Source organism: Rhodococcus sp. R1101 (assembly GCF_000278445.1).
Lineage (GTDB): Bacteria > Actinomycetota > Actinomycetes > Mycobacteriales > Mycobacteriaceae > Rhodococcus > Rhodococcus gordoniae.
In genome coordinates, this window is record NZ_AJVB01000140.1 from 1 (window position 1) to 8664 (window position 8664).

An 8664-nucleotide genomic window follows, 5' to 3' on the forward strand; every position below is an offset into this window, starting at 1 on the left:
GGCCGGAGCGACTCCGGCCGGTGCTGTGCTTCGTCAGCGCAGGATCGTCTTGATCTCCAGGAACTCCTCGAGCCCGAAGACACCCGCTTCGCGTCCGATACCCGACTGCTTGTAGCCACCGAAAGGTGCGTCGGTGTTGAAGGCGCCACCGTTGACGTAGACCTGACCGGTGCGCATGCGGCGGGCCACGGCCTCCGCTCGCGCCGGGTCGGCGGACCACACGCCGCCCGACAGGCCGTAGTCGCTGGCGTTGGCGATGCGCACGGCGTCGTCCTCGTCCCGGTAACCGATGATCGACAGCACCGGACCGAAGATCTCCTCTCGGGCGATCGTCATCTCCGGCGCGACGTTCGTGAAGACGGTCGGCCCGACGAAGTAGCCGGTGCCGAACCCGGTCTCGCGCCCGTCGAGCACCAGTTCGGCACCCTCCTCGACCCCCTTGTCGATGTACGACTTCACCCGTGCCTGCTGCGCGCCGCTGACGAGGGGGCCGAGCTTCGACGACGGATCGTCGGGCAGCCCGACGGTGTAGGCCCGCGCGACCTGCTCGGCGATGGCGGTGGCCTCCGGCAGACGGTCGGCGGGGACGAGCATGCGGGTCAGCGCGGTGCAGGTCTGGCCGGAGTTGAGGAAGCACTTGCCGACACCCTCGGTGACAGCGGCGGTGAGGTCGGCGTCGTCGAGGATGACGTTGGCCGACTTGCCGCCGAGTTCGAGCGCGACCTTCTTCACCGTCTCGGCCGCGACGACCGAGACCCGCTTGCCGGCGCGCGTCGACCCCGTGAACGACACCATGTCGACGTCGGGGTGCGCGGCGATGGCTTCGCCGACGACCGGTCCGTAACCACTGACGACGTTGAGCACACCCGGCGGCAGCCCGGCCTCGTCGACGATGTCGACAAGGGCGTAGGTCACGAGCGGCGCGACCTCCGTGGGCTTGAGCACCACGGTGCATCCTGCCGCGAGCGCGGCGAACACCTTCAGCACCACCTGGTGCAGCGGATAGTTCCACGGGGTGATCGCCCCGACGACCCCGATGGGTTCGCGGACGACCAGTGCGTTGCCGATCTCCTGGTCGTCGAAGTCGTAGGTTCCGGCCAGCGACGCGTAGGCCGCGATGTTCTTCAGCGGCATCCCGACCTGGATGACGCGTGCGAGGTGCGCGGGCATCCCCATGTCCTGCGAGACGACGGCCGTGAGTTCGTCGGCGCGCTCGTTCGCCAGGGAGGAGACCTTCTCCAGGTAGGCGGCGCGTGATGTACCGCTGAGCGCGGACCAGGCCGGGAATGCCTGCTTCGCCGCGGCGACGGCCCGATCGACATCGGAGGCGACACCCTCGGCAACCACAGCGACGACCTCTTCGGTCGCCGGGTTCACGACCTCGATCCGGCCGGTGCCGTCGGAATCGACCCATTGCCCGTCGATGTAGATCTTCGTGCGGTCGAGAATGTCCGTCATCTCGGTCTCCCTGTTCGTAGGACGCCCTTGCGCGAGGGTAACGAAGACCACACCGCAATGCCGGGTCGATCTCGTCGAGCCCGAAGGCGTGCGACGGCTCGGTCGCCGGCGGCGTTGCGAGCCTCGAGCGTGTGTCGGCAACCTCCCCGGAGGGACGATCGGAATGCCCTAGACTGTGCTGCAGGTCACACGAGGGAGTAGCTCGATGCCCGATCGCTCCGCAGCACGCAGCCGGCAGGCACCGACCGCCGACAGTCCCGACCGGATCCGCAATGTTGCCCTGGTGGGGTGCAGCGGATCCGGGAAGACCACCCTCGCCGAATCCCTCGCCGTGGCAGCGGGCGCCGTCGGGCGTGCCGGGCGCGTGGCCGAGGGCACGACGGTGTCCGACTACGAGGAGATCGAACAGCGGCACCGCCGGTCGGTGCAGCTGTCCGTGGTGCCCCTCGAATGGAACGGCATCAAGATCAACCTGGTCGACACGCCGGGCCACCCCGACTTCGACGCGGAGGTCCGCGCGGGTCTGCATGCGGCCGACGCGGCGATCTTCGTCGTCTCCGCCACCGATCCGATCAGCGCCGCGACCCGCGCCCTCTGGCGTGAGTGCGACGACGAGGCCGTTCCTCGCGCGCTCGTGGTGAACAAACTCGATGTCGCCCGGCACGGCTACGACGACATGCTCTCGGACTGCCACGATGCCTTCGGGCTGGGGCCGGACACCCTGCGGGCCCTGTTCTATCCCGTCTACGACGGCGACCGTCCGATCGGATCGATGGGGCTGCTGACGGGCCGCAGCTACGGCGAACCGGGCCCGTGCCCGGTCTCCACCGAGGCACGCGAAAGCCTGGTGGAGGCCATCTCCGGCCAGGACGACACGCTCATGGAGCGGTTCGTCGCCGGCGAGCAACTCGACACCGCCTCCCTGCAGGAAGGGCTCACCCGCGAGATCCTGGCCTGCACCCTGCACCCGGCCGTCCCCGCGGACGAGACGGGTATCGGGTCCGTCGAACTGCTCGAATTGATCACCACCGGCTTCCCCGCCCCGACACACCGCGGTCGCGGGGCACCGCCGTGCGACCCGGAAGGCCCACTCGCAGCGCAGGTCGTGCGAGTGGCCGGCGACTCCTATGTGGGCCGGATCAGCCTGGTGCGCGTGTACTCCGGCACGCTCCGGCCCGACACGATCGTGGCGCTGGCCGACGGCGACCGCGACAGCCGCGAACGCATCCCTGCCCTGACGAGCCCGTTCGGCAAACAGCAACGCCCGGTCGGTGAGGCGGTCGCGGGAGACATCGTCTCCGTCGGGAAACTCGCAACGGCGCAACCCGGAGACGTCCTGCACGACCCCGACCGTCCGGTCTCGCTCGACCGGTGGCCGACCCCGACACCGCTGCTGCCCGTCGCGATCGAAGCGCACACCCGCACCGACGACGACAAACTGTCCCAGGCCCTCTCGCGTCTGGCCGCCGAGGATCCGGCGCTGCGCGTCGAGCAGAATCCCGAGACCCATCAGCTCGTGTTGTGGTGCACGGGTGAGGCGCACTCGGAGCTGGTCCTCGAACGGCTGCGTACCCGGCACGGTGTGCAGGTCGACACGGTCGAGCATCGGGTGCCGCTGAAGGAAACCTTCGCCGCCTCCGCGAAAGGTCACGGCCGGCTCGTCAAACAGTCCGGCGGACACGGTCAGTACGCCGTCGTCGACGTCGAGGTCGAGCCGCTGCCGGTGGGCAGCGGTGTCGTCTTCGCCGAGCGGGTGGTCGGCGGTGCGGTTCCACGTCAGTTCATCCCGTCCGTGGAGAAGGGCGTGTACGCGCAGGCGGAGAAGGGGGTGACGACGGGATATCCGCTCGTCGATGTGCAGGTCACCCTGGTCGACGGTAAAGCCCACTCGGTGGATTCGTCCGACGCGGCCTTCCAGGCGGCAGCGGGACTCGCCCTGCGGGACGCGGCCTCGCACAGCACGGTTCGAGTGCTCGAGCCGGTCGCTGCCGTACGGGTGATCGTGCCCGAGGAGTTCCTCGGCGCCGTCCTGGGCGATCTGTCCGCCCGGCGCGGCCGGGTACTCGGCACCGAATCACCGGCACCGGGAATCGCACTGCTGCGCGCAGAGGTTCCCGAACTCGAACTCGGCCGCTATCCGGTGGAACTGCGGTCCATCACGCAGGGCACCGCCGACTTCGCGCGCCAGTACCTGCGGCACGAACCGATGCCCGAGAACCTCGCCGCTCGATACGGGGAGCCGGACTAGCCGCCACACCGTCCGGACAACGTGCCAGCATGAACGCCATGAGCGTTCTGCTGTGCTTCCACGCGCACCCCGACGACGAGGTGTTCCTCACCGGCGGCGTGATGCGCCTGGCCGCCGACGCCGGACACCGGGTCGTGCTCGTCGTCGCCACCGACGGAGCCCGCGGTGAGTATCCCGACGGACTGCTCGCACCCGGCGAATCTCTCGCCGCACGGCGCACCAAGGAGCTCGAAGAGTCCGCTCGCGCGCTGGGTGCCGCCCGGGTGGTGTCCTTCGGCTACGGCGATTCGGGGATGGCCGGCACGAGCGGCAACCAGGACCCCGACGCCTTCGCGAACGCCGATCCGGGCGAGGCGGGAGCACGGCTGGCCGCGGTGATCGAGCAGGAACGCGCCGATGTCGTCACCATCTACGACGCGCACGGCGGATACGGCCATCCCGACCACATCCAGGTCCACCGCGCCGGGGTCCACGCCGAACGCATGACCGGGCACGACACCGTCTACGAGGCCTCGACGAACCGGGATCACCTGAAGCGGCTGTTCTCGGCGCTGCCGGACGCACCGGACGATGTGCGGCCTCCGGACCTCGAGACCTTCGGTCTGCCGGAGTCGGAACTGACCACCGCGGTGGATGTGTCGACGGCGCTGGACGCCAAACGCGCGGCGATGGTCGGTTACGAGTCGCAGATCGGCGACTTCGGACCGATGCTGACCATGCCCGAGGAACATCTGCGGGCCGCGTTCGGTGTCGAATGGTTCCGGCGACGCGGTGGTGCGCCCGGCCTCCGGGAGACCGGTCTCCCGCTCTGACCGCGCCGACACCGACGTGAGCAGAACCGTTGCAGCCGTTTGATCGTCCCGGCGCTCGGGTACCGCTCCCCTGCACCTACGAACGAAGGACGGACGTCGATGGACAACGCCCCCAAGCACGGCTCCGGCCGCCCCGAGGACAACGACGACCTCACCGGCCGGAAGATCGAGAACCTCGTCGACGAGCTCGAACAGAAGGTCGAGAACGAACGCGAGGAGGAAGGCGCGGCCGGCAGCATCTCGGACCGGGTGAAGACGGAGAAGGTCGAGCCCGACGATCAGGCCCCCGAGTGAGCCGCGTTCAGCCGTAGATCCGTGCGTAGAGCTCGCGGATCTCGTCGGCCGTCGGGATCCTCGGGTTGTTGTTCGGAGATCCCGACGCCAGTGCCTGCTCGGCCATGACCGGGACCCGCTCGTCCCAGGTCCGCCTGTCGATGCCGTAGGACTTCGGCGTCGGCACCTCCACGTCGCGGCACAATTCTTTCAGCGCGACGAGCAGATCGGCAGCGGCCGTCGCGTCCGAAGCATCCGCCGACGCCGCGCCGAGCGCGCGAGCACAGTCGGCGTAACGGGATTCGGCCGCATCCACCGAGAACTCGGTGACCGCCGGGAACAGCATCGCGTTCGACAGGCCGTGCGCGACGTGGAAGTGCGCCCCGATCGGCCGGCTCATGCCGTGCACGAGCGCGACGCTCGAGTTGGAGAACGCGATCCCGGCCTGCGTGGCGGCCAGCATCATCTGCTCGCGCGCCGCGGCATCCTGCCCGTCCGCGTAGACGCGCCGCAGCACCCGTCCGATGGTGCCGATCGCGACGAGCGCGAGACCGTCGGAGAACGGGTTCGCCTTCCTGCTGACATAGGCCTCGATGGCGTGGGTGAGTGCGTCCACGCCGGTGTCCGCGGTCAGCCGCGGGGGCATCGTCATGGTGAGCCGGTAGTCGACGATCGCCGCGACCGGCAGGAAGGCCAGGCCGGGGCACAGCATCTTCTCGTCGGTCTCGCTGTCGCTGATGACTGTGAACTGCGTTGCCTCGGAGCCACTTCCCGCCGTGGTGGGCACGGCGATCACCTGTAACGCCGGACCGGTGTTGTCGCGCGGCGCCTTGTAGTCGCGCATGTGCCCGCCCTGCCGGGCGAGCAGGCCCAGCGCCTTCGCGGTGTCCATCGGGCTCCCCCCGCCGAACCCGATCACGCAGTCGGCCTCGTGCTCGGCGACCGCCGCGACACCCGCGTCGAGTGAGGCGGTGGTGGGGTCGGGCACGGTGTCGGCGAAGACCGCGGGGTGCAGTCCGGCGGCGTCGAGCTGCGCGACCATCCGATCCACCGCACCCGTACCGACCAGGAACTTGTCGGTCACCACCAGGGGCCGGGCGAGCCCGAGTCCGGCGACGACCTCCCCGATCTCGGCGACGGCACCTCCGCCGACGCGCATGATGCGTGGAAGTGCGATGGAAGCCACGTGCGATCCCCCTCGAATATCCGGCCGACAGGTCGTGTCTACCGCATCACAGTCGCGAGCGGAGGCATCCGGCGGATCTCGGGGAGTCTCAGCTCTCGACGACCCGCAACCGTGCGCCGTGTTCGCCGGAGCCCTTCCGTGCGGTGAGCAGCCCGAGGCGCTCGAGGTCGTCCGCGCGGTAACCGGGCCACCCGTGCAGCATGCGACGCCACCGCTCCGGAACCGCGGACGCACCCCAGCGCGCGCCCAGCAGTCCGCCCGCGATGGCCGCGACCGTGTCGGTGTCGTTGCCGGCGCGCACGGCGAGTTCGAGTGCCTCCGGCAGGTGTCCGGGGCCGTCGGTGCGGGCGTGTGTGATCGCCCACCACGCGGTCTGCAGGGCGTGGACGACCCAGCCGTTGTTGTCGAACACGCGGGGGCTCGGCGCGGCCTCGGCCTCGTCGAGCAGCACCGCCCACCGCTGCTCGGCAGGTCGCGGCAGGTGGGACAACGCGATCCGCACCCCGTCGAAGGTGCCGTGGAGGACGGCGTGACGGATCGCGAACGACCACAGGCGGCACGCTTCGGATGCCTGCTCGTCCGCGTGGGTGAGGCTGCTGATCGCATGGGCCGCGGCCAGGCACCGCTCGGCGTCGTCGAGGAAGGCGAGCCCGACGGGTGCGGTGCGCATGAGCGATCCGTTACCGCCGGTGCGTCCCGGGAGGCTGCGGGCGCGCGCCGTCATGCCGGCGGCGGTGGGGCCCGCCTCGCGCAGGACGGCACGCGTCTGGTTGCCGATGTCCTTGGGGTCGGTGGCGTACCAGCGGAGGAACTGCGCCGCGACCGCGTCGAGTCCGGCGCCCTGTCCGATGTCGACGCCGGTCGCCGAGACCTCGGCGATGGCGAGGGCCATGGAGGTGTCGTCGGTCCACTCGCCGGGCGCGAACGGCCCGAGTCCGCCGCCGATCATGTCGACGGGCGTGGTGGCCGTCGGATACGTGAATTCGTATCCCGCCCCGAGTGCGTCGCCTGCTGCGGTGGCGAGCAGGACTCCGGCGGCCCGGTCGTTCTGTGCTGCGGTCGTTTCCATGAACCCCTCAATTCGATCAAGTCTGAGCTAAAGTTAGCGCATCGATGATTGAATGTCCACCATGGGCACACCGACCGATTCGACCGGCAGGTCGCTCACCGACTACCCGCGCCCCTCGGTGGCCGTGGACGTCGCGGTCCTCACCGTCGACGAAGTCCTGAAGGTACTGGTCGTCGAACGTCCCGAGGGCAGCTTCGCCCTACCGGGCACCTTCCTGCACCCCGGTGAGCGACTCGCCGAGGCCGCCGAACGCGCCTTGCGCGACAAGGCCGGGCTCACGGGCGTCGACTTCCACCAGCTGGCCATGCTCGACGACCCCGAGCGCGACGACCGCGGATGGGTGCTGTCGATGGCCCACGGCGCCGCAGTGCCGGTCGCCGAGATCCCCGCCGAGGCACATCTCGCGCCGACGACCGAGACCACCGGCCTCGCCTTCGACCATGCCGAGATCGTCGACCTGGCGGTCGCCGATCTGCGTCGCCGGTACTCCGCCGCAGTCGACCCCGGCAACTTCCTCGGCGAACAGTTCACCGTGCTCGACCTGCGGATGCTGTACGAAACCGTCTATGCCCGCAGCTATCCCAAGGACACCTTCCGCCGGCACCTGTTGCACGGACTCGAACCCACCGGCGAACTGCGCAGGGAGGGCACAGGCCGGCCCGCGGAGATCTACCGCCGGCGCGACGCTCCCCTGCCGTCGTCCACCGCCGCCTTCCTGCTGCAGTGACGTCTCAGGCCACCAGCGCGAGCGCGATCTCGGCGGCTACAGCGACATTCCCGCGATAGACCGCGACATTCGTCCCGAGCGAGCGCCCCTCGGTGGCCCGATGCATGTGGTCGAGCAGGAACGGGGTGAGCGCCTTACCGCGCATCCCGGTCTCAGCGGCCGCGCGTTCGGCCTCCGCGAGCACCCGGTCGTGCAGTTCCGGATCGATCTGCGCCTCGGCCGCCACCGGATTCCCCACGAGCACCGCCGAGCGCAGTCCCAGCCCGTCCCGCGCCCGCGCCACCTCCGCGGCCTGCTGGGCCGACTCCACCGCGTCGACGTCGCACCCGCTGTCGCGCACGTAGAAACCGGGGAAGCGCGGGGTCCGGTAGCCGACCACGATCACCCCGAGCGTCTCGAGCCGTTCGAGTGTCGCGGGGATGTCGAGGACGGACTTGACGCCCCCACTCACCACGAGAATCGGAAGTGTCGCCAGCACAACGAGATCCGCGCTCTCATCGAATGTCGACGAAGCTCCTCGGTGAACGCCGCCGAGGCCGCCCGTGGCGAAGACAGCGATCCCGGCACGATGCGCGAGCAGCGCCGTCGCCGACACCGTCGTCCCGCCGTGCCACCCCTTGGCCGCTGCGACCGGCAGGTCGCGGAGGCCGAGCTTGACGGCCGGGAAATCGTCCGCGCCGAGCATACGGATCTGCTGTTCCGACAGACCGACGATCGGGGTTCCGTCGACGACCCCGATGGTCGCGGGCACCACCCCGGAGTCGCGCAGACGCTGTTCGGCGTCGAGCGCGACCTCGACGTTGCGTGGACGCGTGAGACCGTGCGTGAAGATCGTCGATTCGAGCGCCACGACAGGCCGACGGGCCGCGATCGCCTCGCGCACGAAGTCCG

The 8664-nt window shown here is 69.9% G+C and carries 8 protein-coding genes; 4 read left to right on the forward strand and 4 right to left on the reverse strand.

Annotation, left to right across the window (positions count from 1 at the left end):
* Positions 1-33 precede the first annotated feature (33 nt).
* Positions 34-1458, reverse strand: a complete 1425-nt coding sequence (locus R1101_RS0111220; RefSeq protein WP_016933525.1) for an aldehyde dehydrogenase family protein — start codon at positions 1456-1458, stop codon at positions 34-36.
* 205 nt (positions 1459-1663) lie between these two features.
* Between R1101_RS0111220 and R1101_RS0111225 the strand changes: the two genes are divergently transcribed.
* From R1101_RS0111225 to R1101_RS0111235, 3 genes are all read left to right on the forward strand, one after another.
* Positions 1664-3706, forward strand: coding sequence for an elongation factor G-like protein EF-G2 (locus R1101_RS0111225; RefSeq protein ID WP_026003150.1), 2043 nt, complete (start codon positions 1664-1666; stop codon positions 3704-3706).
* Positions 3707-3744: 38 nt separating this feature from the next.
* The gene (locus R1101_RS0111230) at positions 3745-4518 is read left to right on the forward strand and encodes a PIG-L deacetylase family protein (RefSeq protein ID WP_026003151.1); all 774 of its coding nucleotides are present in this window, start codon (positions 3745-3747) and stop codon (positions 4516-4518) included.
* Between the two features lie 99 nt (positions 4519-4617).
* Positions 4618-4812 carry a hypothetical protein gene (locus R1101_RS0111235; protein WP_016933528.1) on the forward strand — a complete coding sequence of 65 codons (195 nt, stop codon included), beginning with the start codon at positions 4618-4620 and terminating at the stop codon, positions 4810-4812.
* A gap of 7 nt (positions 4813-4819) precedes the next feature.
* On the opposite strand, the gene R1101_RS0111240 is transcribed toward R1101_RS0111235, so the two are convergent.
* Entirely contained in the window at positions 4820-5950 is a 1131-nt protein-coding gene (locus R1101_RS0111240; protein WP_037222943.1) for an iron-containing alcohol dehydrogenase, read from the reverse strand.
* A gap of 115 nt (positions 5951-6065) precedes the next feature.
* Positions 6066-7046: an ADP-ribosylglycohydrolase family protein gene (locus R1101_RS0111245; RefSeq protein WP_016933530.1), complete on the reverse strand. Its 981-nt coding sequence runs from the start codon at positions 7044-7046 to the stop codon at positions 6066-6068.
* 61 nt (positions 7047-7107) lie between these two features.
* Between R1101_RS0111245 and R1101_RS0111250 the strand changes: the two genes are divergently transcribed.
* Positions 7108-7773: an NUDIX hydrolase gene (locus R1101_RS0111250; protein WP_016933531.1), complete on the forward strand. Its 666-nt coding sequence runs from the start codon at positions 7108-7110 to the stop codon at positions 7771-7773.
* A gap of 4 nt (positions 7774-7777) precedes the next feature.
* Here R1101_RS0111250 and R1101_RS0111255 read toward each other — a convergent pair.
* Positions 7778-8664 (reverse strand): pseudouridine-5'-phosphate glycosidase (locus R1101_RS0111255; protein WP_016933532.1); only part of this gene is annotated, 887 nt, incomplete at its 5' end.